Source organism: Longimicrobium sp. (assembly GCF_035474595.1).
Taxonomy (GTDB): domain Bacteria; phylum Gemmatimonadota; class Gemmatimonadetes; order Longimicrobiales; family Longimicrobiaceae; genus Longimicrobium.
The window spans coordinates 30,949-52,764 of the sequence record NZ_DATIND010000080.1; the positions used below are offsets into that span (position 1 = coordinate 30,949).

Annotated in this window: 19 protein-coding genes; 14 read left to right on the top strand and 5 right to left on the bottom strand. The window is 70.4% G+C overall.

Features of this window, described 5'->3' with window-relative positions; genetic code table 11:
- Positions 1-169 precede the first annotated feature (169 nt).
- Positions 170-2,893, top strand: coding sequence for an IPT/TIG domain-containing protein (locus tag VLK66_RS13495; RefSeq protein ID WP_325309953.1), 2,724 nt, complete (start codon positions 170-172; stop codon positions 2,891-2,893).
- Between the two features lies 1 nt (position 2,894).
- Entirely contained in the window at positions 2,895-3,401 is a 507-nt protein-coding gene (locus tag VLK66_RS13500) for a hypothetical protein (RefSeq protein ID WP_325309954.1), read from the top strand.
- A 158-nt stretch (positions 3,402-3,559) separates the two neighbouring features.
- On the opposite strand, the gene fadI is transcribed toward VLK66_RS13500, so the two are convergent.
- The 3 genes from fadI to VLK66_RS13515 all read right to left on the bottom strand — a co-directional run bounded on the left by fadI (position 3,560) and on the right by VLK66_RS13515 (position 6,003).
- Complete coding sequence (gene fadI / locus VLK66_RS13505) at positions 3,560-4,852, bottom strand: acetyl-CoA C-acyltransferase FadI (RefSeq protein ID WP_325309955.1); 1,293 nt, start codon at positions 4,850-4,852, stop codon at positions 3,560-3,562.
- 208 nt (positions 4,853-5,060) lie between these two features.
- Positions 5,061-5,381, bottom strand: a complete 321-nt coding sequence (locus tag VLK66_RS13510; protein ID WP_325309956.1) for a hypothetical protein — start codon at positions 5,379-5,381, stop codon at positions 5,061-5,063.
- A gap of 142 nt (positions 5,382-5,523) precedes the next feature.
- The gene (locus tag VLK66_RS13515) at positions 5,524-6,003 is read right to left on the bottom strand and encodes a DinB family protein (RefSeq protein WP_325309957.1); all 480 of its coding nucleotides are present in this window, start codon (positions 6,001-6,003) and stop codon (positions 5,524-5,526) included.
- A gap of 337 nt (positions 6,004-6,340) precedes the next feature.
- Between VLK66_RS13515 and ileS the strand changes: the two genes are divergently transcribed.
- From ileS to VLK66_RS13565, 10 genes are all read left to right on the top strand, one after another.
- Positions 6,341-9,499, top strand: a complete 3,159-nt coding sequence (gene ileS, locus VLK66_RS13520) for an isoleucine--tRNA ligase (protein ID WP_325309958.1) — start codon at positions 6,341-6,343, stop codon at positions 9,497-9,499.
- A 409-nt stretch (positions 9,500-9,908) separates the two neighbouring features.
- Positions 9,909-10,379: a hypothetical protein gene (locus VLK66_RS13525; protein WP_325309959.1), complete on the top strand. Its 471-nt coding sequence runs from the start codon at positions 9,909-9,911 to the stop codon at positions 10,377-10,379.
- Positions 10,380-10,533: 154 nt separating this feature from the next.
- Complete coding sequence (locus tag VLK66_RS13530; RefSeq protein WP_325309960.1) at positions 10,534-11,730, top strand: zinc-dependent alcohol dehydrogenase; 1,197 nt, start codon at positions 10,534-10,536, stop codon at positions 11,728-11,730.
- Positions 11,731-11,883: 153 nt separating this feature from the next.
- Complete coding sequence (locus VLK66_RS13535; protein WP_325309961.1) at positions 11,884-13,563, top strand: glycosyltransferase family 4 protein; 1,680 nt, start codon at positions 11,884-11,886, stop codon at positions 13,561-13,563.
- 132 nt (positions 13,564-13,695) lie between these two features.
- Positions 13,696-14,061, top strand: a complete 366-nt coding sequence (locus VLK66_RS13540; protein ID WP_325309962.1) for a CidA/LrgA family protein — start codon at positions 13,696-13,698, stop codon at positions 14,059-14,061.
- Positions 14,054-14,764: an LrgB family protein gene (locus tag VLK66_RS13545; protein WP_325309963.1), complete on the top strand. Its 711-nt coding sequence runs from the start codon at positions 14,054-14,056 to the stop codon at positions 14,762-14,764. The genes VLK66_RS13540 and VLK66_RS13545 overlap by 8 nt, the downstream gene beginning before the upstream one ends.
- Before the next feature lie 105 nt (positions 14,765-14,869).
- On the top strand, positions 14,870-15,676 hold the full coding sequence (locus VLK66_RS13550) for a TMEM175 family protein (RefSeq protein ID WP_325309964.1): 807 nt from the start codon (positions 14,870-14,872) through the stop codon (positions 15,674-15,676).
- Between the two features lie 38 nt (positions 15,677-15,714).
- Complete coding sequence (locus VLK66_RS13555) at positions 15,715-15,993, top strand: hypothetical protein (protein WP_325309965.1); 279 nt, start codon at positions 15,715-15,717, stop codon at positions 15,991-15,993.
- 89 nt (positions 15,994-16,082) lie between these two features.
- A complete protein-coding gene (locus tag VLK66_RS13560; RefSeq protein ID WP_325309966.1) occupies positions 16,083-16,622 on the top strand; it encodes a GNAT family N-acetyltransferase in 540 nt (179 codons plus the stop codon).
- A gap of 121 nt (positions 16,623-16,743) precedes the next feature.
- Positions 16,744-17,106: a type II toxin-antitoxin system HicB family antitoxin gene (locus VLK66_RS13565; protein WP_325309967.1), complete on the top strand. Its 363-nt coding sequence runs from the start codon at positions 16,744-16,746 to the stop codon at positions 17,104-17,106.
- 42 nt (positions 17,107-17,148) lie between these two features.
- Here the strand turns inward: VLK66_RS13565 and mug are convergent, their stop codons facing one another.
- Both mug and VLK66_RS13575 read right to left on the bottom strand, forming a co-directional pair.
- Entirely contained in the window at positions 17,149-17,715 is a 567-nt protein-coding gene (mug, locus tag VLK66_RS13570) for a G/U mismatch-specific DNA glycosylase (protein ID WP_325309968.1), read from the bottom strand.
- 77 nt (positions 17,716-17,792) lie between these two features.
- Positions 17,793-18,248: a nuclear transport factor 2 family protein gene (locus VLK66_RS13575; RefSeq protein WP_325309969.1), complete on the bottom strand. Its 456-nt coding sequence runs from the start codon at positions 18,246-18,248 to the stop codon at positions 17,793-17,795.
- Positions 18,249-18,472: 224 nt separating this feature from the next.
- On the opposite strand from VLK66_RS13575, the gene VLK66_RS13580 reads away from it, so the two are divergent.
- Together VLK66_RS13580 and VLK66_RS13585 are read left to right on the top strand one after the other, a co-directional pair.
- Positions 18,473-19,867: a M28 family metallopeptidase gene (locus tag VLK66_RS13580; RefSeq protein WP_325309970.1), complete on the top strand. Its 1,395-nt coding sequence runs from the start codon at positions 18,473-18,475 to the stop codon at positions 19,865-19,867.
- 307 nt (positions 19,868-20,174) lie between these two features.
- Positions 20,175-21,794 carry a GAF domain-containing sensor histidine kinase gene (locus tag VLK66_RS13585; protein ID WP_325309971.1) on the top strand — a complete coding sequence of 540 codons (1,620 nt, stop codon included), beginning with the start codon at positions 20,175-20,177 and terminating at the stop codon, positions 21,792-21,794.
- The last annotated feature ends 22 nt before the right edge of the window (positions 21,795-21,816 follow it).

Genomic DNA, 21,816 nt, shown 5'->3' on the forward strand with positions numbered 1-21,816 from the left:
GGGCGGGAGGTTGTGATCTTCCCGAAGTCGTGTATTTTCCTTCGCTCCGGCCCTCACGTCCGCCGGAAGATCTCCCCCATCCCCACATCGCTGTCCCGCCGCCTGTCGGCAATCGCACGCCGGAGCCTTCCCGCGCGCGCCCACACGTTTCTGTCCACGGGACCCCCGCATGCACCGACGAATTTCCACGCGTTTCGCGGCGGCCGCGCTTGCCGTGCTTCCGCTGCTGGCCGCCTGCGGCGACCGGGCCGGCACCCCGGCGTCGCCCGTCGACCGCCCCATCGACCTGCCCCGCAACGCCGTGGCGGCGCTGCGCTGCACGGCCAGCGTGGCCCGGGCGTCGGTCACCTGCGACCCGCTGGCGCTGACTCCCACGGCCAACGGCTTCCGCGCCAGCGCGCACGTGCTGGGCGGCCAGGGCACCTACGTGCGCCTGGCCTCGTCGGGCGTGGCCTACAACACGGGCACGTCGGTGTTCTCGTTCAACATGACGGTGCAGAACCTGTCCACGCTGGCCCTGGGCACGGCCGACGGGAGCACGCGCCACGCCAGCGGCGTGCAGGTGTTCTTCGCCAGCGCCCCCACCGCCACCGCGGGCGAGGGCGAGATCACCGTGGCCAACGCCACGGGGCAGGGCACCTTCACCAGCACCGGGCAGGACTACTTCCAGTACGGCGGCGCGGTGGGCGGCGTGGACCAGGGCGAGCTGGGCGCCGACGGCATCCTGGCCACCGCCGAGGTCTCGGCCTCCAAGCCCTGGCAGCTGAGCATGCCGCTCAGCGTGACCACCTTCAGCTTCACGCTGTACGTGGCCACCGAGACGCAGCCGGGCACGCTGGCGTCGGCGGCGCCGCAGGTGACCTCGGTGTCGCCCTCGCCGCTGGTGCCGGGCGCCACGGCCACGCTCACGGGGATCAACTTCAACGCCACGCCGGGCAGCAACACCGTCAGCATCGGCGGGCGCGCGGCCTCGGTGACGGGCGGCGACGCGACCTCGCTGCAGGTGACCGTGCCCTGCACGGCCAGCGGCAACGTGGCGGTGAACGTCACGGCCAACGGGATGCGCGGCGCCGACCGGACGCACCCGCTGCAGGTGGCGCAGCGCACGCTGGGCGTGGGCGAGGCGGTGGTCCTGACCAGCTCGTCCGAGTCGCAGTGCAACGAGCTGGCGGCCACGGGCACGGCCGCGCGCTACGTGGTGACGGTGTTCAGCGTGAACGCGTCGCCCTCGTCGAACGCGCCGTTCCAGTTCTCGGCCGACGGCGACGCGCCGGCGGCCGCGGCGCCGGCCGCCGTGCGCGCGCCCGAGCAGCTGGCGCCCGCGCGGCTGTCGCTGGACGACGCGATGGAGGCGGCGCGGCAGAAGGTGGCCGACGAGCGGCACTACGACCTGCTGGAGAAGAACCGCGCCGCCTACGAGCTGGGCCGCGCGCAGTTCCCCCGCGGCCGGGCGCCGCGCGGAATGCGGCTCAACCGTGACGTGGTGTACGGCGACCCGCCGTCCACGCGCCAGTTCCGCGTGTCGAACATCTCGCCGCCGGCGGGGCAGACCATCTGCAGCAGCTTCTACGTGGTGAACGCCACCCGCGTGTACTTCAACGGCAAGCTGGCCATCTACGAGGACGACGCCACCCCCGCGGGGCTGCGCTTCTCCGACAACGCCTCGATGGCGGCGTACTACCAGCAGATCGGCGACCAGTTCAACGCCGACATGGAGCCGATCATCCGCAACAACTTCGGCGACATCCTGCGCCGCGACGCCGAGACCGACAACAACGGGATCGAGATCGCGCTGTTCACGCCCCGCATCAACAACTCGTTCAGCGGCGTGGCCGGGTTCGTGGTGAGCTGCGACCAGTTCCCCAACAACGACACCACTACCGCTCCGCGCGCGGCCGGCGGCCCCTACACCGGGCTGGATGCCAGCGGCGCCACCGCCAGCTTCGGCGCCAGCAACTTCGGCGAGTACTTCTACGCCTACCAGCCCACCATCAACGGCACGGGCTTCGGCACCGTGGGCACGCCGGACTACTGGTACCGCACCATCCGCAGCACCTTCATCCACGAGAGCAAGCACGTGGCCTCGATGGCGGCCCGCGTGGCCAACAACGCCCCGGCGTTCGAGGCGAGCTGGCTGGAGGAGGGCACCGCGCGGCACAGCGAGGAGCTGTGGATGCGCAACGCGGTCGACAACGTGGCGTGGAAGGGCAACACGGGGTACGGCAGCGCCGCGAACCCCATCAACCTGTACTGCGACGCGCGTCCGACCACCGCCGCGTGCAACGCCAACACGCGCCGCCCTGCGGTGATCATGCAGCGGCACTTCTCCACGCTGGCCAACTACCTGGTGGGCCAGAACGGGCGCTTCTACTCGCCGTTCGGCCCCTCGCCGAACGACACGCAGTCGCTCTTCTACGCGTTCTCGTGGTCGCTGGTGCGCTACTCCATCGACCGGTACGGTGCGTCGGACGCCGCGTTCCTGACGGCGCTCACCAACTCGACCACCTCGGGGGTCACCAACCTGAGCGGGCGCGCCGGTGTGTCCATCGGCCAGCTGGTGGGCGGGTGGGGGCTGTCGCTGTACGCCGACGACTATCCCGGGCTGGCGGCGCCGAGCGCCGACATCCAGCTCCCCACCTGGAACACGCGCGACATCTACGCGGGGCTGAACGCCGACTTCCCCGCGACCTACACCAGCCCGTTCCTGCTGGTGCCCACGCCGCTGTCGTTCGGCTCGGTCGCCCCGCTGGCGTCCACCACCATGCGCGGCGGCGGCACGCGCTACTTCGAGTTCAGCGGCACGCAAACGGCCGCGCAGCTGCTGCGGCTCGAGGCCAGCGGGGGCGGAACGCTCCCGACCGACCTGCGCCTCGCGGTCGCCCGCCTGCAGTAGCGTGCTGATCCGCGCCGTCCTGGTCCCCTGCGCGCTCGCCGCCATGGCGTGCGTGCGGGGGACGCCGGCTCCGCCCGCCGCCGCGCTCGTCGCGGCGGCGGGCGACTCGCTTCGCGGCATGGTCGAGGTCGTCGGCTCGGAGCCGGGGACGTCGGTGGCGCTGCTGATGGACGGCGGCCGCCGTGCGGTGACGCTGGAGGGCGAGCGGCCGCTGCTGGACCGGATGGCGGGGCTGGAGGTCGCCGTATGGGGCGCGACCGTGCGGCCCGGCGTGTTCCGCGTCGATCGCTTCGCGGTCCGCGCATCGGGCGGCGTCGCGGCGACCGACGGCGTCCTGGCGCGGGAAGGCGGCGGGTGGGCGCTGGTGACGGGGGATGGGAAGCATCTCCCCGTCCCCCATCTCCCCGAGTCGCTGGAGGGGATGGAGGGCGCGCGCGTCTGGCTCGCCGGACCGCTCGACCGCCCGCCAAATTCATCCGGCATCCTCGCGGATCCTCCGCACCGCTGAACTCACGCGGAGCCGCGGAGTCGCGGAGTCGTGGCCCATGCACCTCCGCGACTCCGCGTCTCCGCGTGAGATCCAGCGAGGCATGGAGACGCAGAGAAGAAAGGGCTCCCGACGCATTCCGCGCCGGGAGCCCTTCTTCCGTCCCTGTCCCCTGTCCCCTACTCAGTCTCCACCACCATCACGAACCCCATCGCCCCGGCCGCGCAGACGGAGATGAGGCCGAACTGCTTGCCGCGGCGGCGCAGCTCGTTCAGCAGGGTGATGGTGATGCGCCCGCCGGTGGCGCCGAAGGGGTGGCCGATGGCGATGGAGCCGCCCATCACGTTGATGCGGTCCTCGTCCGGCAGCCCCACCGCCCTGTCCCGCCCCAGCCGCTCCTTCGCGATCTTGTCGCTGGTGAACCACTGGAAGTTGGAGAGCACCTGCGCGGCGAACGCCTCGTGCACCTCCATCAGGTCGATGTCCTGCATCGTCAGCCCCGCGCGGTCGAGCGCGACCGGGCAGGCGTACACCGGCCCCTGCAGCAGCTGGTCGGCGGGCGAGAGCGAGGCGTAGGCGTAGCTGCGGATGTAGCCCAGCGGCTTGTATCCCAGCGCCTTCGCCTTCTCCTCGCTCATGAGCAGCACCGCGCTCCCGCCGTCGGTCAGCGGGCTGGCGTTGCCGGCGGTGACCGTGCCGTACCTGCGGTCGAAGACGGGCTTCAGCGAGGCCAGCTTCTCCAGCGAGGTGTCGGAGCGGATGCCGTTGTCGCTGGTGACCACCTTCTCGTACTTCGGGGGGATGTACGCCGCGGCGATCTCCGCCGTCAGCCGCCCGTCGGCGGTGGCCGCGGCGGCAAGCTGGTGCGAGCGCAGCGCCCATTTGTCCTGCTCCTCGCGGGAGATGCCGTTCTCCTGCGCCATCTTCTCCGCCGATTCGCCCATCGTCAGCCCGGTGGTGGGCTCGGCGATGGCGGGGGTGACGGGGATCAGGCTCTTCGGGCGGATGGTGGCGAACGCCTTCAGCCGCTCGCCCAGGCTGCGCGCCTTGGAGGCGCGGACGAGGGCGTTGCGCATCTCGGGCGAGAAGAGGATGGGGATATCGGTGAGGCTCTCGGAGCCGCCGGCGATCACCACGTCGGCCAGCCCCAGCGCGATCTGCTCGGCGCCGCTGGTGATGGCCTGGTTGCTCGACGCGCACGCCCGGCCCACGGTGAACGACGGGACGGACGGCGGGATCCCGGCGCCCAGCGTGACCTCGCGGGCGATGTTGGGCTCCTTCACCGACTGCACCACCGTGCCGAAGATCACGTGGTCGATCTCGTTCACGTCCAGCTCGGCCCGGGCGATCAGCTCGCGGACGGCGATCTTCCCCAGCTCGGTGGAGGTCATGTCCTTGAAGTCGGTGCCGCTCCGGGCGAACGGCGTCCGGCACCCCTCCACGATGGCCACCCTGCGCCCGATGCGGTTCATCCTGATCCTTTATCGTTCAGTGCGCGAAATCCGGCGGAACGGTGGAACGTGACGGTGAACCTGGCTCATAGCAAGTGGAGTCTTGGCCGGGAATGTTTCGTGGGCCGATCACGGCGTGGGCCATACCGGAAATGCGCGCGGCGCCGCAACCTGCCGGCGCCGCGCGAGCTCACGCGTGAATCGTGTCAGGGGGCCGTGAGCCGGGCGTTCAGCATCCGTCCGGTGAGGCACCGGTGGGGCACTGCCCGTTGTCCGACATGCAGTTGAGGAAGTACGTGCAGTCGTAGCCGTCCAGCGTGCCGCAGTGATAGACGTCGCACGACTGGCAGCTTTCGACGCAGGTCTGCTCCAGCACGCCCCCGCAGGTGGCGTTTCCGCAGGTGTTTCCTCCGTCGCACGTCGCGTTCACGGTGTCACAGCGCCCGGTGTAACCGATGTGGCCGATGATCGTACCGGCCCCTTTCGGCCCGTTCGCGGTTGTGAACGACTCCACCACCAGGCTCTCGACCGACAGGCTGAGCTTCTTCATGTGTCTTGCACCTTGAAACAGGACAGGATCGCCGCGCGGTGGGGTACGGCAGGAGCGGGGCGCGGGCATATTAAGTCCGAAAAGGATAATTGACAAGACGAGGGTGCCTGGCTGCCCCGCGTGGCAACCCGTCATGCCGGCCTCACCGCACGCCCCACTCCCACATCCCGTACTGCACCTTCCTGTCGGGCAGGTGCCCGTTCGCCTTCAGCGCGAGCATGATCTGGCCGCGGTGGTGGGATTCGTGGGAGATCAGGTAGCCCAGGAACGCGGCCGGGTGCGGCTTGAATCCCTTGATCTTCTCCGCCTCCAATCCCCGCGCCAGCAGCGTCTCGATGGCGGATGCGGACGCCTGGAGCGCGGCGCGCAGCATCGCCCGGTCCGGCGCGGCATCGGCATCTCCCAGCTTCTCCAATCCTTCCAGCAGCTCGGGCGCGGCGGACTTCAGCCACATCAGCCGCACGTTGTGCACGTGCGCGAACGTCTTCCCCACGCCGCGCCCCTTCGTCGCACCGACGTCGGCCAGCGCGTCGCCCGCGATGGCGTCGAGCAGGTAGAGGTTGATGCGGTTGTGGATGCGCCAGGTGTCCAGCAGCTGCCCGGTGAGGGAGTCGGCAGTCATCGGTGAATGCGCTGTGGGAAGATGGAGGAAGATGCGTCCAGAGTGCTCGCGACGCCCATTTCCGTCAAGCATCATCTCCGCGAGCCGCGGCGGGGGTTGACGCGAAGGCGATCTTCATCTGCGTCTCCAGACCTTGGCAGATCTCACGCGGAGCCGCGGAGACGCGGAGGTGCACGCCCAGCCTCCTCCGCGTCTCCGCGCCTCCGCGTGAGATCCCGCTGTGCCCGAGGTGGCGAACAGGATGAGGAACGGCTAACATCACGGGTTCCACCCCATTGGAAAATCAACCGCTTGCCGCCCTGTGGAGGCGCGGGCGGAGAGCGCGCCGGGATAGAGAATGACCGAGACGAAGAAGCTGGACGCAGAGCTGGAGACCGCGCCCGACATGGTGGCGCTGGAGCACGGCGTTCTCGCCCACTGGGAGGAGCGCGGGTGCTTCGACCAGCTGCGCGAGAAGAACGCCCACGGGCCGGTGTTCCGCTTCCTGGACGGCCCCATCACCGCCAACAACCCCATGGGCGTGCACCACGCCTGGGGGCGCACGCTGAAGGACGTTTTCCTCCGCTACAAGGCGCTGCAGGGCTTCGTCTGCAACTGGCAGAACGGCTTCGACGCGCAGGGGCTGTGGGTGGAGGTGGAGGTGGAGAAGGAGCTGGGCTTCGCCAGCAAGCGCGACATCGAGGCGTACGGCATCGCCGAGTTCGTGCGGCGCTGCAAGGAGCGCGTGGCCAAGTACGCCGGCATCCAGGCCCGGCAGTCCATCCGTCTGGGGCAGTGGATGGACTGGAGCAACTCGTACTTCACCAACACCGACACCAACATCCAGGGGATCTGGCACTTCCTGCGGACCTGCCACGAGAACGGCTGGATCCACCGGATGCGCATGCCGCTGACCTGGTGCCCGCGCTGCGGCACCAGCCTGAGCGAGCACGAGGCCGCCGGCAGCCACCGCGAGCTGACGCACACCGCCATCTTCGCCAAGGCCACGCTGCAGGACGGCCGCCGCGCGCTGGTTTGGACCACCACGCCGTGGACCCTTCCCGCCAACGTCGCCCTCGCCGTCAATCCGGCCTCCATCTACTGCGAGGTGCACGCGGGCGGGAGCGACGAGGTGCTGGTGGTGGGCGAGGAGGCGCTGCCCTTCGTCCGCGCGAAGGACGTGCACATCCTGCGCACCTTTCCCGGCGCGGAGCTGGTCGGGCTGGAGTACGAGACCTTCTTCCCCGACACCGACGCCCAGCGCGGCGTCCCCCACCGTGTCGTCGCGTGGAGCGACGTGGACCCGCACGAGGGGACGGGGATCGTGCACATCGCGCCCGGGTGCGGCGCGGAGGACTTCGAGCTGGGGAAGACGGAGGGGCTGCCCACCATCCTTCCCATCGACGAGTCCGGCCGCTACGTGGACGGGTTCGCCTGGCTGACGGGGATGAGCACCGCCGAGGCGGCCCAGCCGATCGTGGACGCGCTGAGTGAGGCGGGGAAGCTGTTCAAGGCCGAGCCGCACACGCACAGCTATCCGGTCTGCTGGCGGTGCAAGACGGAGACGGTGTTCCGCCTCAGCGAGGAGTGGTTCATCCGCTCCGACTCGGTGCGTCCGCGGATGCTGGCCGCCGCCGAGGCCGTGCGCTGGGAGCCCGAGCACGTGGGCAAGCGCATGGCCGACTGGCTGACCAACATGGGCGACTGGAACATCTCCCGGAAGCGCTTCTACGGGATGCCGCTCCCCTTCTATCCCTGCGCCGAATGCGGGGAGGTGACGGTGATCGGCTCCAAGGCGGAGCTGCTGGAGCGGGCGGTGAACCCGGACGCCGACCTCCCCTCGCTGCACCGGCCGTGGGTGGACGAGATCCGCATCTCCTGCCCCCGCTGCTCGCAGCCCGTCTCGCGGGTGACGGAGGTGGGCGACGTGTGGCTGGACGCGGGGATCGTCCCCTTCTCCACCCTGGGGTACTTCGACGACCGCGAGCGCTTCCAGAAGTTCTATCCGGCGGAGTGGATCACGGAGATGCGCGAGCAGGTGCGCCTGTGGTTCTACTCCATGCTGTACATGAGCGTCACCCTCCTCGACCGCGCGCCGTACGACCGCGTGCTGTCGTACGAGTCGGTGGTGAGCGAGGACCGGCGCAAGTTCTCGAAGACGGGCTACATGATCGCCTTCGAGGACGCGGCCGAGGAGATGGGGGTGGACGTGATGCGCTACCTGTTCGCCCGCGCCAACGTGGGGAGCAGCGTGCGCTTCGGCTACAACCTGGGCGACGAGGTGCGGCGGCAGCTGCTGGGGCTGTGGAACGCCTTCGTCTTCTTCAACACCTACGCGGCGCTCGACAAGCCGGACCTGGCCGGCTTCCGCCCCGACTTCGAGCGGCTGACGACGGTGGACCACTGGCTGCTGGCGCGCACCAACGCCTACAAGCGCGCGGTGGCGACGGCGTACGACTCGTTCGACACGCCGTCCGTGGTGCGCGAGTTCGAGCTGTATATCGACGACCTGTCGAACTGGTACATCCGCGTGAACCGGCGCCGCTTCTGGCGCGGCGAGGACAGCGCGGACAAGCGCACCGCGTACTGGTGCCTGCTGCGCGCGCTGCGGGTGGCGCTGCAGACCATGGCGCCCGTCATCCCCTTCGTGACCGACGCGCTCTGGCAGAAGGTGGTGCGGCGCTACGACGCGTCGGTCGCCGACGTGGAGTCGGTCCATCTCGCGGGGTGGCCCAAGGACTTCCCGGTGCACGAAGGCGCGGAGATCGTGCTGAAGGACACCGCCGTCGCCCGCGAGGCCATCGCCCTGGCGCTCCGGCTGCGCAACGAGCACGGGCTGAAGGTGCGCCAGCCGCTGCTGCGCATGGACGTGGTCGCGAGCGGCGACGACCTGGGCGCGGTGGAGCGGATGCGCGAGGTGATTGCCGACCAGGTGAACGTGAAGGAGGTGGTGCCGCTCCGCAGCCAGGAGGAGCTGGAGGTGCCGTTCCTGACCCTGGACTTCGGCGTGGCCGGGCCGACGCTGAAGGGGGCGGTGAAGGAGCTGAAGGCGCTGCTGGCCGAGATGCGCCCCGACGACATGCTTGCGGCGGTGGAGATGTACGACCGGGAGCAGCCCGTGGCCCTTCCCGGCTGGCACGAGCCGCTGCCGCACCGGGTCTTCCAGCGCAAGACGCAGCCGCGCGAGGGGGTTCTCGTGGCGTCGGGGGAGACGATGACGGTGGCGCTGGACACCGAGCTGCCGCCCTGGCTGGTGGAGGAGGGGATGGTGCGCGACCTGATCCGCCAGGTTCAGGTGATGCGCAAGGACGCCGGCTTCCGCGTGGAGGAGCGCATCGCGCTGGGCATCGTGGGCGCGGACGAGACGGTGGCCCGCGCGGTGGACGCGCACCGCGACTTCATCATGGAGCAGACGCTGGCGCGCGAGCTGACCGCGGAGATGGACCACGCCGACTACAGCGGCGAGGCCCAGGTCGGCGAATCGACCCTCACCCTCGCCCTCCGCCGCCTCGGCTGAACGGCCACGGCGGGACGGACGTCGAGAGCCCCAGCCCTGGTTTCCGGGCTGGGGCTCGTTTCGTCGAGAGATACAGATCCCCCCCCCCGAAAATGCGACTGAAGTCGCGGCTACAAAGGCACGCAGTCCGCCTTCGCGGACTTCATCCGCGACGTATCCCATGCTCCGTGTCGCGAATCCGGCATCCGCTGGCCGGTGGCGCGGTGGCGCACCGCCATGGGCCCCGCGGGATGTCCGCGAAGGCGGACAGTGTGCAGTTGTAGCCGCGACTTCAGTCGCATTTTCCTTCCGCATAGGCTGCGACGGGTTTGTCGAACCGGCGGCATGGGGGATGCGAGAGGGGTTCGCCCCGAAATCCGGCCGCAGGATCCCGGGTTGGACGGTAAACCGATCCGCCGAGGAGGTGACGATGGACGCGACGATGACGGAAACCCCGCGCTACAGCGCGCCCGCCGCCATGGGCCGCCCGCGCACCGAGGTCAACCGCATCCGCAACGAGGTGCCCGAGCTGGCCACGCCCGTTTGGGCCAAGCGCCTGTCGGTGGGGCTGGGCTGGTTCAGCATCGGGCTGGGGCTGGCCGAGCTCGCCGCCACCGGCCCGCTCACCCGCTGGCTGGGGGTGGAGGACCACGCGAAGCTCGTGCGCGCCTACGGGCTGCGCGAGGTCGCCACGGGCGCGTCGATCCTGATGGGAAGCCGCATCGCCCCGTTCCTGTGGGGGCGCGTGGCCGGCGACGCGGTGGACCTGGCTTCGCTGGGCGCGGCCATGCGCGACGAGGACAGCAACCGCCGCAACCTGGCCATCGCCATCGGCGCGGTGGTGGGCGTCACGGCGCTCGACATCCTGGCCGGGCAGCGGATGAGCGCCACGCGCTCGTAGCGCTCGGAAGCGGGGGAGATGCGCCGGACGGCCCATCTCCCCCGAACCACGAGGTGATTCGGAGACAGGCGGGCGGAAGGCGTGCGGGAGCAGTCGCGCGGGCAGTTCCGCCGGCACGGTGTGAACCCGGAAGACGATGCGCGGAGGTGGCTGGATGAAGGCGCTGCTCTGGCACGGCAAGCAGGACATTCGGTGCGAGACCGTTCCCGATCCGGTGATCGAGGAGCCCACGGACGCGATCGTCCGCATCACCTCGACGGCGATCTGCGGGAGCGACCTGCACCTGTACGACGGCTACGTTCCCTTCATGAAGCCCGGCGACATCATGGGGCACGAGCCCATGGGGATCGTGGAGGAGGTGGGGAGCGCGGTCACCAACCTGAAGCGCGGCGACCGCGTGGTCATCCCCTTCACCATCTGCTGCGGGAGCTGCTGGTTCTGCCAGAAGGGGCTGTGGAGCTGCTGCGACACCACCAACCGCAAGCCCGAGATCGCCCAGAAGCTGATGGGGCACGCGCCGGCGGGGCTGTTCGGCTACTCGGCGCTCACCGGCGAGTATCCCGGCGGGCAGGCGCAGTTTCTTCGCGTGCCGCACGCCAACGTCATCTGCCTGAAGATCGAGAACTCGCTCCCCGACGAGCAGGTGCTCTTCCTCTCCGACGTCTTTCCCACCGGGTGGATGGCGGCCGAGAACGCCGACATCGAGCCGGGCGAGACGGTGGCGGTGTGGGGATGCGGGCCGGTGGGGCAGTTCTCCATCCAGAGCGCGTGGATGATGGGCGCCGGCCGCGTGATCGCCATCGACCGCGTGCCCGAGCGGCTCAGGATGGCGCAGGAGCACGGCCGCGCCGACGTCATCGACATGAGCGAGGGGCACGTCTACGACAGGATCCAGGAGATGACGAACGGCCGCGGCGCCGACCGCTGCATCGACGCGGTGGGCGCCGAGGCGCACGCGTTCGGCAGCGTGGACAGCATGATGGACGCGGTGAAGGTGATGCTGCTGCAGGAGACCGACCGCCCGCACGTGCTGCGCGAGGCCATCATGTGCTGCCGGAAGGGGGGCACCATCTCCATGCCCGGCGTGTACGTGGGGCTGGGCGACAAGATCCCGCTGGGCGCGTTCATGAACAAGGGGCTCACCCTCAAGACCGGCCAGACGCACATGCTGCGCTACATGGAGCCGCTGCTGCGCCGCATCGAGGGGGGCGAGATCGACCCGTCGTTCATCATCACCCACGTGCTGCCGATCGACGAGGGCCCGAACGCGTACAAGACCTTCCGCGAGAAGCAGGACGGCTGCATCAAGGTGGTGCTGAAGCCCTGGGACGAGCCGCGCGCGCAGGCCTGATCCGCGTCTCGCCATCTGGCGAAAGGACGGCCGCCGGGCCAGGGTGCCCGGCGGCCGTCGCCACGTCATGGGACGGTGCGGTGCCGCTTGGCCGCGTCCTTGCGAGCCGGGGACGCGCGCACGCCGCATCCCCCGCCCACCCGCCGAATCCGCATGATCTGCATCCTGCACGGGTACCTGCTCGAAGGCTCCGGAAGCAACCTGTGGACGCGCTCGGTGGTCGAGTCGCTGTGCCGCAACGGCGAGACGGTGCACCTGATGGCGCAGGAGAACCATCCCGATCGCTACCCCTTCATCACCGAGGCGCGCCGCTACGCGCCCGACGGCACGGTGGAGACCTTTTACCGCGCGGATGGGACCGGATACGCGGGGCAATGCATCCTGCACAAGCCGGTGCTGGGAGACACGCTGCCGGTGTACGTGTGGGACCGCTACGAGGAGTTCCCGCGCGTGGTGCCCATGGTGGACCTGCCCGACGACGAGATCGAGGCGTACGTGGAGACCAACGTCCGCGCGCTCACCCGCATCGTGCGCGAGAACGGCGTCACCGCCATCCACGCCAACCACGCGGTGCTGATGTCGGTGGTGGCGCAGCGGGTGTGCGCGGCGGAGGGGATCCCGTTCAGCATCATGCCGCACGGCTCTGCGCTGGAGTACGCGGTGAAGCGCGACGCTCGCTTCCTGCGCCTGGCGACGGATGCGTTCGCGGCTGCGGACCGCATCTTCGTGCACGGCGACGAGATGCGCGCGCGGGTGCACGACGTGTTCGCCGGCATCCCGGGGCTGGACGCGAAGATGGTGGACCTGCACCTGGGGGTGGACACCAGCCAGTTCGAGCCCGTGCCCCGCGCCGGCCGCGAGGCGAAGGCCCTGCAGCTGCGCGACGCGCTGGTCGGCGTCCCGCGCGGCCGCACGCCGGAGCAGACGGCGGCCATGCTCGCCGGGCTGCGGGGCGACCTGGCCGGCCCGGCGCTGGAGGCGGCGCTCGGCGCCGGCCGCGGCTTCGCGTCGAAGTCCCCCGACGCGGGGCTGGAGGAGAAGCTCGACACGGTGGATTGGGAGCACGGGCGCACCCTGCTCTACGTCGGCCGCCTGATCTCCGCCAAGGGCGTGCAGGAGGTGGTGGCCGCGCTGCCGCTGATCCTGGAGCGCGCGCCGGAGATGCGCCTGCTGCTCGTCGGCCACGGCCCCCTGCGCGAGCCGCTGGAGGCCATGCTGTGGGCGCTGGAGCACGGCGAGCGCGCGCTGTTCGCCGAGACCGTGGCCCGCGGGCGGGCGCTGGAGGGCGACCCCGAGGGCGAGGGCGGCGGGCACGAGCTGACCAAGGTGGCGCGCTTCGTGGAAGACCTGGAGGCGCGCGGCGAGCTGGACGCGTACTTCGAGGCGGGACGGCGGAACGTGCGGTCGGACCGGGTGATCTTCACCGGCTACCTGACGCACCGCGAGCTGCGCCACCTCTTCCCGTGCTGCGACGCGGCGGTCTTCCCGTCGGTGGTGAAGGAGGCGGGGCCGCTGGTGTTCCTGGAGGCGCTGGCCAGCGGCGCGTTTCCGCTGGGCACCTACTTCGGCGGGATGAAGGCCAGCATCGACTCGGTGGCCGAGGTGCTGCCGCCCGAGGTGGCCGAGGTGATGAAGCTGGACCCCGCGCCGGCGCACACCGTGGCCGACATCGTCCACCACGTGCCGCTGGCGCTGGAGGCCGGCGAGCGCTACAAGGAAGCGCTCTTCCGCGTCGCCCGCGACCGCTACGACTGGTCCAGTGTGTCGCGCACCCTGTCGGACGAGCTGAGCTCGCTGTCGGCAACCGACACTGGAAAGCAGACGTCATCCTGAGGGGCTGAATGGACGGTTCGCGGGCTGGCTTTCTCACCGGCGACTGAAGTCGCAGCAACAACTACGGGAAGCCTCGCAAACTGCGCGAGGCTGTCAGGATGGGGGCTCGGTGGCACGGAGAAAACGCCGGTCATGATCAATCGCACGAAGATGCTCGAAATCGCCAGGGGGATCGCCATCCTCCTGGCGTTCCTCTACCTGGGCGACGCGGTCTCGGCGCTTCTCCATCTCCCGCTGCCGGGGAGCGTGGTGGGGATGGTGCTGCTCGCCGTCTCGCTGCAGCGGAAGTGGCTCCCGTTCGAGTGGGTGCGGCCCGCGGCGCACCTGCTGATCCGCCACATGTCGCTGCTGTACATCCCGCCCGGCGTGGGGGTGATGGTGTACTTCGGGCTGATCCGGCGCGAGTGGCTGCCGCTCGCCGCCGCGGGGGTGGTGGGGATGGTGGCGGTGCTGCTGGCGGTCGGCGTCCTGCAGCAGCGGCTGGAGCGGCGTGGCTGAGCGCATCGGCTGGTCCGTCTTCGCGATCGCGATCACCATCGCCGCGTACGAGGCGGCGCGGCGGCTGTACGCGCGCTTCCGGCATCCGCTGCTGAACCCGCTGCTCGTCGCCATCTGCGCGTTGATCCTGCTGTTGCGGGGACTGGGGATCTCGTTCGGCGAGTACGATCGCGGCGGGCGGCTCATCTCCTTCTGGCTGGGCCCGGCCGTGGTCGCGCTCGGCGTCCCCCTCTACCTGCAGGTGGGCGAGATCGTGCGCCGCGGCCGGGCGATGCTGGTCTCCATCCTCGTTGGCGGCGTGGTGGGAATCGTGAGCGCGACGGCGACGGCGCTGCTGCTGGGCGCGCCGCGGCAGGTGGTCCTCTCCGTGGCCCCGCGCTCGGTGACCACGCCGATCGCGATGGGCGTGGCGCAGAAGCTGGGCGGGCTGCCGCCGCTGACCGCGGTGCTGGTGATCTCCACCGGCGTCCTCGGCGCCGTGGCCGGCCCGGCCATCCTGCGCCTGGCGGGCGTCCGCAGCCACACGGCGTGGGGGCTGGCGATGGGCTCGGCGGCGCACGGCATCGGCACCGCGCGCGCGGTGGAGGAGGGCGAGGTCGAGGGCGCCACCAGCGGCCTCGCCATCGGGCTGATGGGGCTGGCGACGGCGGTGCTGGCGCCGATGCTCGTCCCCCTGCTCCTGCGCATCTTCGGCGCGCGGTGAGCTGCGCGGCGTCCTGCGTGGCGGCCGATCTTCTTGCGTTTCCTCGACTTCCCGCACAATTGTTGTCCCGCCCGCCCGCATCATCCCTCCCCGAAAGAATCGCCGATGCTTCGCCAGCACCTGGTCCAGAACGCCGTGCGCGGCGACGACAGCGGGTTCCGCTGGCGCGGCACCGAGGTGTCGCGGCTGGAGGCGCTTTCCGACGCGGTGTTCGGCTTCGCCATCACCCTGCTGGTGGTGTCGCTGGAGCCGCCGCGCACCTTCGATCAGCTGATGGTGGCGGTGCGCGGCTTCTTCACCTTCGCCGCGTGCTTCGCGCTGCTGTTCATGGTGTGGCTGAACCAGTACCGCTGGTTCCGGCGCTACGGGCTGGAGGACGCGGCCACGGTGTGGCTGAACGCCATCCTCCTGTTCGTCATCGTCTTCTTCGTGTATCCGCTGAAGTTCGTGTTCGGGCTGGTGGTGGGGAAGATGATGGGCGGGCAGGGAAACCTGGCGCGGCTCGCGGACGGCACGGTGGTCCCCATCTTCACCGCCGAGCGGCAGGGGGTCACGATGATGCTGATCTTCGGCGGGGGCTACATGGCGGTGTTCCTGATCTTCGCACTGATGTACGGCCACGCCTGGCGCAGGCGCGACGCGCTGCGGCTCGACGAGCTGGAGCGGTACGAGACGCGCGACAACATCCGCGAAACGCTGATGCACGCGGGGATCGGCGTGCTGTCGGTGGCCCTGTCGCTGCGGTTCGGCTCGCTGGAGGGCGGGCTGACGTACATGCTGGTCGCGCCGGTGATGACGGCGCACGGCTTCATCTCCGGCGCCGGCCGCCGCCGCCTGGTCGCGCGCCTCGCCCGCGAGCATGCAGATGCGGATACGGCGCCGCCGCGCGAGCCGCAGACCGCGCCGATGTAGCCACCGGTGAGACGCGAATCACGCCGCTGGCGCATGGGGTGCGGGCGGCGAAGTTCTTCGGTGGGAGCGACTTGACTGCCTCTCCAGAGTTGGAGAGATTCTATTTCGATTCCGAACCGTTCTGTTTACTGGAGGTCTCGATGGGCTTTAGACGCACGCCTCCACTTTCGTTTGAAGGTACCCGCGAAGTGCTCGAGGAGATGTCTCGTCCGCCGGAAGACACGCCGGAGCGGCGGCGCATCATGCAGCTTGTGCATGAGATCGAGGCGGCAAAGAAGCAGCGCAAGCTCGAAGAGGAAGCAGCAGCGAAGAAGTAGAAGCGCGGAGTCGCGCATTCTGCCGGGCAAGTCGAGATCACGGCCTGCCCGGCATTTCTTTGCCACCTGTTTTGGCCGGGGAGGATACGATGAGCCAGCGAATCATGCACGGAGACATCGTGGTCCGGAGGCTCGACGGTCCACCCGAGCCGGGTTTCGACTGTGGCCATGAGGAGCAGAACACATTCTTGTACAGGTACGCCTGGACTGACCAGCAGCAGCAACTCTCCGTCACGTACCGCTACTATGTTCACGGGATTTTCGCCGGCTTCGCGGCGCTGGCGATGGATGGGCTGGCACTGTCCTTTCGCGAGCGCGGGGTGCACATCCGTTATGAAACAGTCGGCGCCCTCAAGCTTGGGCAACTCGGCGTGGACAGGCGATTCCAGGGTCGCGGGCTTGGCGAGGTGATCGTAGCCGATGTAGCCACACTGGCGCGCGAATTCGCCCTCCAGGTGGGTTGCCGCTATATCGCCATCGACGCCAGGCCCGGGCTGGAACGCTGGTACGAGGCCTTGTCATTCAAGCGAAACAAGCTGATGCAGGAGCGGCTGCGCCAGTTCGCGATGGAGAAGAACCGCGATCCGGACCGGCTCGCAACGAGCATGCGTTTTGACATCCGCTCATAGCCGATCTTCTGGACGCGAGTCGGGAGTCGCCCGCGCTGGGTCGCGATCGTGTCTGTCCGCTAGTGCGGAGCGTGCGCGACTTCTGCGCCGAGTGCGGCCTTACTCCGGAAGGAGGCGAAGAATGAACTACCGCGGGTACACGGCTCGCTACGACATCGACGAAGACGACCGCGTCCTGGTCGGCAGGATCGACGGCATTCGCGACGTGGTGACGTTCGAGGGGGATACGTTCAACCAACTGGAGGAGGAGTTCCACCGGTCGGTTGACGAGTATATCCGCTATTGCCGCGAGCAGGGCGCGGAACCCGAGCGTCCGTACTCGGGCACCTTCCTGATCCGGACCACCCCCGCTCGTCATGCCGCCGTGGCGAAACGGGCCCGCGAAGAGAATACGAGCCTCAACAGCTGGGTGATCGCCGCGCTCGACAGAGCCCTGGAACGAACACCGGACGAGGAAGTGGTCAGCGCGTTCGAGAAGCGCTGAGGCTCCGATGGTTCCGGCACAACTTGACCACCTGTCCGTACCTCACCCCCTCCGCCCGCTCCCGGCCGCGTCCTTCAGCTCGCGGAAGAGGCGGGCGAAGTCGTCGGGGCGGTAGTTGGCGTTGAGGCCGCTGGGGTTGGGGAGGATCCAGACGCCCGCCCCGCCGACCGTCTCCTCCTGTGGCCCCATCGCTGCTTTGGGCCGCGCGAAGGCGGTGCGGTAGGCGCCGAGGCCGAGGACGGCCAGCCAGCGCGGCGCATACCGGGCCACGCGCGCTTCCAGCAGCCGCCCGCCCTCGGCCAGCTCGGCGGGCGTGAGCTCGGCGGCGGCGGTGGTGGCGCGCGCCACGACGTTGGTGATGCCGCAGCCGTAGCGCAGCAGCTCCTGCTCCTCCCACGGGTTCAGCACCCGCGGGGTGAAGCCGCCCGCGTGCAGCGCCTTCCAGAAGCGGTTTCCCGGCCGCGCGAAGTGGTGCCCCACGGCGGCCGTGTACAGCCCGGGGTTGATCCCGCAGAAGAGCACGTCCAGCTCCGGCGCGATCACGTCCGGCAGCGTCTTCCCGTCCGCGGCGCGGATCTCTTCGGGCGTGGGCCGTCGCGGTTTCTCCATCTCCATTCCTGTTCGGTTGGATCAACAGCAGGAGTCAGCGCGCTGACTCCGTGACCTCGATGCTTCATCCCTATCCCTCATTCCCGGCGGTGCGAGGACCAGTGGATGGCGGCGATGCGCCAGCCGGCAGGGGTGCGGATGAGCACCATCAGCTCGGCGCCGGCGGAGTTCACGTCGCGCCCGCGGAACCGGCCGCGCGTGACGCTGGTCGCGCTCGCCCACGCCACGTCGCCGCGCACGCGGACGCGCGTGGGGCCGCGCTCGGAGCGCACCGCTCGCGCGAACTCGATGTCGGCGGCCAGGTGGTGGGCGCGGTACTCGGCGCGCGTCTCACGGTCGCCGCTCTCCAGCACCTCCACGTCGGGCGCGAGGAGCGCGAGCGCGCCAGCGCTGTCCGCCGTCGCCAGCGCCGCGTGGAAGCGCGCGACGGTGTTCGCCACTGCGGCCGAATCGGCGGACGTGCGATGCTGCGCCGCGGTGGGATGGGGGATCGCGGCGAAGGCAGCGGCGAGCGCGAGCGTGAGCATCTTCATGACGATCTGGGGATCCGGGTGAGCGGGTGGGCGCCTCCGGCGAATCTGGCGCGGTCATCGGGGTGGGGCAACGCGTGAGGGTGATCCGAAGCGTACGGAAGTACGGAAGTTGTAAAAAGATGGGGATCGGGCCCGATCCCCGCCGCCACGGCGTTTCGCCGGGCGCGGGGATTCGCTACACTTGGGGACCGAAACGAAACCGCAACTCCGCACCCTCTCGCCCCATGCACCGTCTTCTCCGCCGCGGCGCGCCGGCGCTGCTGGCCGCCCTCGCGCTGGCGCCGCATCTGGCCGCGCAGCAGCCGCTGGACGCGCGGTACCGCGACGCCGCCAACCGCCTGATCGGGGCCGCGCTCGCCGACAGCTTCGCCTACAACCGCCTGGCCACGATGGTCGACCGCTTCGGCAACCGCCTGAGCGGCTCGGCCAGCCTGGAGGCGACCATCGACTGGGCGATGGAGCAGATGCGCGCCGACGGCCTGCAGAACGTGCACGGCGAGGCAGTGATGGTTCCGCACTGGGTGCGCGGGGAGGAGAGCGCCGAGCTCGTGCTCCCGCGCGCGGTGCCGCTGCACATGATCGGGCTGGGCGGCAGCGTGGCCACCCCGCCGGGCGGCATCACCGCCGACGTGATCGTGGTGGGGAGCGAGCAGGAGCTGGCCGCGCGCGGCGCCGAGGCGCGCGGAAAGATCATCCTCTTCGACGTCCCCTTCACCACCTACGGCGAGACGGTGCGCTGGCGCACGGCGGGCGCGCTGGCGGCGGCGAAGGCGGGCGCGGTGGCGGCGCTGATCCGCTCCGTATCCTCCTTCTCCATGCAGAACCCGCACACCGGGTCCATGCGCTACCCCGACAGCACCGTCGCCCGCATCCCCGGCGCGGCCGTCAGCGTGGAGGACGCGATGATGCTGCACCGCATGCAGGCGCGCGGCGAGCGCATCCGCGTGCACCTGACGATGGGCGCGCGGACGCTCCCCGACGCGCCCTCGCGCAACGTCGTGGCGGAAATCGTGGGGAGCGAGCGCCCCGACGAGGTCGTGGTCATCAGCGGCCACCTGGATTCGTGGGACGTGGGGACGGGGGCGATGGACGACGGCGGCGGGAGCGTGGCCGCGTGGGAGGCGGTGCGGCTGATGCACCGGCTGGGGCTGCGCCCGCGGCGGACCGTGCGCGTCGTGCTCTGGACCAACGAGGAGAACGGCACCCGCGGCGGGCAGGGGTACCGCGACCAGCACCGGGGGCAGCTGGACCGGCACATGCTGGCCATCGAGAGCGACAACGGCGTCTTCCGCCCCAACGGCTTCCGCTTCCAGGGCTCCGACGCGGCGCTGGCGACCCTGCGCCAGATCGCCCGCCTGCTGGAGCCGATCGGCGCCACGAAGATGGACCCGGGCGAGGGCGAGGCCGACGTGGGGCCGATGATCGCGCTGGGCGTGCCCGGCCTGGGGCTGGACGTGGACGGCACGCGCTACTTCTGGTACCACCACAGCAGCGCCGACACCCTCGACAAGCTGGACCCGCAGGAGATGGCCAGGTGCGTGGCCGCCATGGCCGTGATGGCCTACGTGGTCGCCGACATGCCGGAATCGCTCCCGCACCAGGTTCCCGCCGCGCGCTAGCGGGCCAGCGGAGGAAAGTGCGTGAGTGCGTGAGTGCGTTGGATCTTCGCAGACTCCGCACTTCCGCACTTCCGCACTTCCGCACTTCCGCACTTCCGCACTTCCGCACTTCCGCACTTCCGCACTTCCGCACTTCCGCACTTCCGCACTTCGATTTGCCCGCTCCGGAGCGTCCACGCGCGACCCTTGCGCGCAGGCGCGATTTGCGCGCATGTTGGCGACACCGGGCCCGACACGGCCGGGCCCCTCCGGCGCGCGGCCTTCGAATGCCGCCCCCGCGCCAGCATCCCCACCTGCCCGCGCCGCCGTGACGGTGACCGACCCCGCCGACGTCCTCCGCGACCCCGCGCGCCTGGCCGCGCTCGCCGACACCGGCCTGCCCGACTCGGGTCCCGAGGAGATCTTCGACCGCCTCACCCGCCTGGCCGCGCACCTGCTGGGCGCGCCCACCGCGCTCCTTTCCCTCGTCGACGACCGCCGCCAGTACTTCAAGAGCGCCGCCGGGCTCCCCGCGGAGCTGGCCGGCGTGCGCGAAACCCCGCTCTCGCACTCCATCTGCGCGCACGTGGTGGCCGGCGGCGCCCCGCTCATCGCCGGCGACACCAGCGCCGACGCGCGGCTCCGCGACAACCCCATGGTCACCGTCTTCGGCGTGCGCGCGTACGCCGGCTATCCGGTGGCCACGGCGGGCGGGCAGGTGGTGGGCAGCTTCTGCGTGGCCGATACCGAGACGCACGACTGGGGCGACGCCGAGCTGCGCGCGCTGGCCGACCTGGCCGCCGTGGCCGCCTGCGAGGTGGAGCGCCGCCGCGCCGAGACCGTGCGCGTGCGCGGCGAACAGGGCGTGCGCGAGGCCGAGGGGTGGTACCGCGCGCTGGTCGAGCAGTCGATCATGGCCATCTACTGCTACCAGGACGGCCGTTTCCTCTACGTGAACCCCAAGACGGCCGAGATCTTCGGGCGCGGGCAGGCCGAGCTGCAGCAGCCGGGGGCGCTGGAGCGCATCATCCACCCCGACGACTACCCGCGGATGGCCGAGAACATCCGCATGCGCCTGGCCGGCGAGATCCCCACCATCCGCTACACGCTGCGCGGCGTGCGCCCCGACGGCGAGATCATCTACCTGGACGTGCACGGCACCCGCACCGACCTGGGCGGGCGCCCCGCGCTCATCGGCGTGGGGTACGACATCACCGACCGCGTGCGCGCCGAGCGCGAGCGCGAGGCCGCCATGCGCGCGCGCGACCGCTTCTACGCCATGGCCAGCCACGAGCTGCGCACCCCGGTCAGCACGGTCATGCTGTACAACGACCTGCTGCTGGGCGGGATGTACGACCCGCTCACCGCGGCCCAGCGCGAGGCGGTCGAGCGCTCGCAGTCGTCGGCCAGGCACCTGCTGGACCTCATCAACGACCTGCTGGACCTGTCCAAGCTCGAGGCCGGGCGGATGGACGCGCGCCACGACGAGGTGGACGTGGCCGAGCTGGTGCGGAGCGTGGCCGTGGAGCTCACCCCCATGGCCGCCGACCACGGGAGCACGCTGTCGCTGGAGCTGGAGGGGCGCCCCGGCCCGGTGGTGGGCGACGGGCTGCGCATCCGGCAGATCCTGATGAACCTTCTGTCCAATGCCATCAAGTTCGGCCAGGGGCTCCCCATCGAGGTGCGCTGCGCTGCGGAGGAGGGCGGCGGCGTCTCGGTCGCCGTCACCGACCACGGCGGCGGCATCGCGGCCGAGGACCTGCCGCGCATCTGGGAAGACTTCGTGCAGCTCGGCAGCGGCGACGCCGCGGGCACGGGGCTGGGGCTGCCGATCGCGCGGCGGCTGGCCGAGCTGCTGGGCGGCGCCATCGAGGTGGTGTCCGCCCCGGACGCCGGCAGCACCTTCCGCCTGCGCCTCCCCGGCGCCCCGGCCGAGGTTCAGGGGTAGACCTTCTTTCCTCCTCTCCAAC

Excerpts from the sequence above, each read along its gene's own strand:
- VLK66_RS13525 (WP_325309959.1), top strand. The coding sequence starts at position 9,909 with ATGGACGCGACGATGACGGAAACCCCGCGCTACAGCGCGCCCGCCGCC.
- mug (WP_325309968.1), bottom strand. The coding sequence starts at position 17,715 with ATGGAGAAACCGCGACGGCCCACGCCCGAAGAGATCCGCGCCGCGGAC.
- VLK66_RS13515 (WP_325309957.1), bottom strand. The coding sequence starts at position 6,003 with ATGACTGCCGACTCCCTCACCGGGCAGCTGCTGGACACCTGGCGCATC.
- VLK66_RS13560 (WP_325309966.1), top strand. The coding sequence starts at position 16,083 with ATGAGCCAGCGAATCATGCACGGAGACATCGTGGTCCGGAGGCTCGAC.
- VLK66_RS13580 (WP_325309970.1), top strand. The coding sequence starts at position 18,473 with ATGCACCGTCTTCTCCGCCGCGGCGCGCCGGCGCTGCTGGCCGCCCTC.
- VLK66_RS13540 (WP_325309962.1), top strand. The coding sequence starts at position 13,696 with ATGATCAATCGCACGAAGATGCTCGAAATCGCCAGGGGGATCGCCATC.
- VLK66_RS13495 (WP_325309953.1), top strand. The coding sequence starts at position 170 with ATGCACCGACGAATTTCCACGCGTTTCGCGGCGGCCGCGCTTGCCGTG.
- VLK66_RS13565 (WP_325309967.1), top strand. The coding sequence starts at position 16,744 with ATGAACTACCGCGGGTACACGGCTCGCTACGACATCGACGAAGACGAC.
- VLK66_RS13530 (WP_325309960.1), top strand. The coding sequence starts at position 10,534 with ATGAAGGCGCTGCTCTGGCACGGCAAGCAGGACATTCGGTGCGAGACC.
- VLK66_RS13575 (WP_325309969.1), bottom strand. The coding sequence starts at position 18,248 with ATGAAGATGCTCACGCTCGCGCTCGCCGCTGCCTTCGCCGCGATCCCC.
- VLK66_RS13535 (WP_325309961.1), top strand. The coding sequence starts at position 11,884 with ATGATCTGCATCCTGCACGGGTACCTGCTCGAAGGCTCCGGAAGCAAC.
- fadI (WP_325309955.1), bottom strand. The coding sequence starts at position 4,852 with ATGAACCGCATCGGGCGCAGGGTGGCCATCGTGGAGGGGTGCCGGACG.
- VLK66_RS13510 (WP_325309956.1), bottom strand. The coding sequence starts at position 5,381 with ATGAAGAAGCTCAGCCTGTCGGTCGAGAGCCTGGTGGTGGAGTCGTTC.
- VLK66_RS13550 (WP_325309964.1), top strand. The coding sequence starts at position 14,870 with ATGCTTCGCCAGCACCTGGTCCAGAACGCCGTGCGCGGCGACGACAGC.
- ileS (WP_325309958.1), top strand. The coding sequence starts at position 6,341 with ATGACCGAGACGAAGAAGCTGGACGCAGAGCTGGAGACCGCGCCCGAC.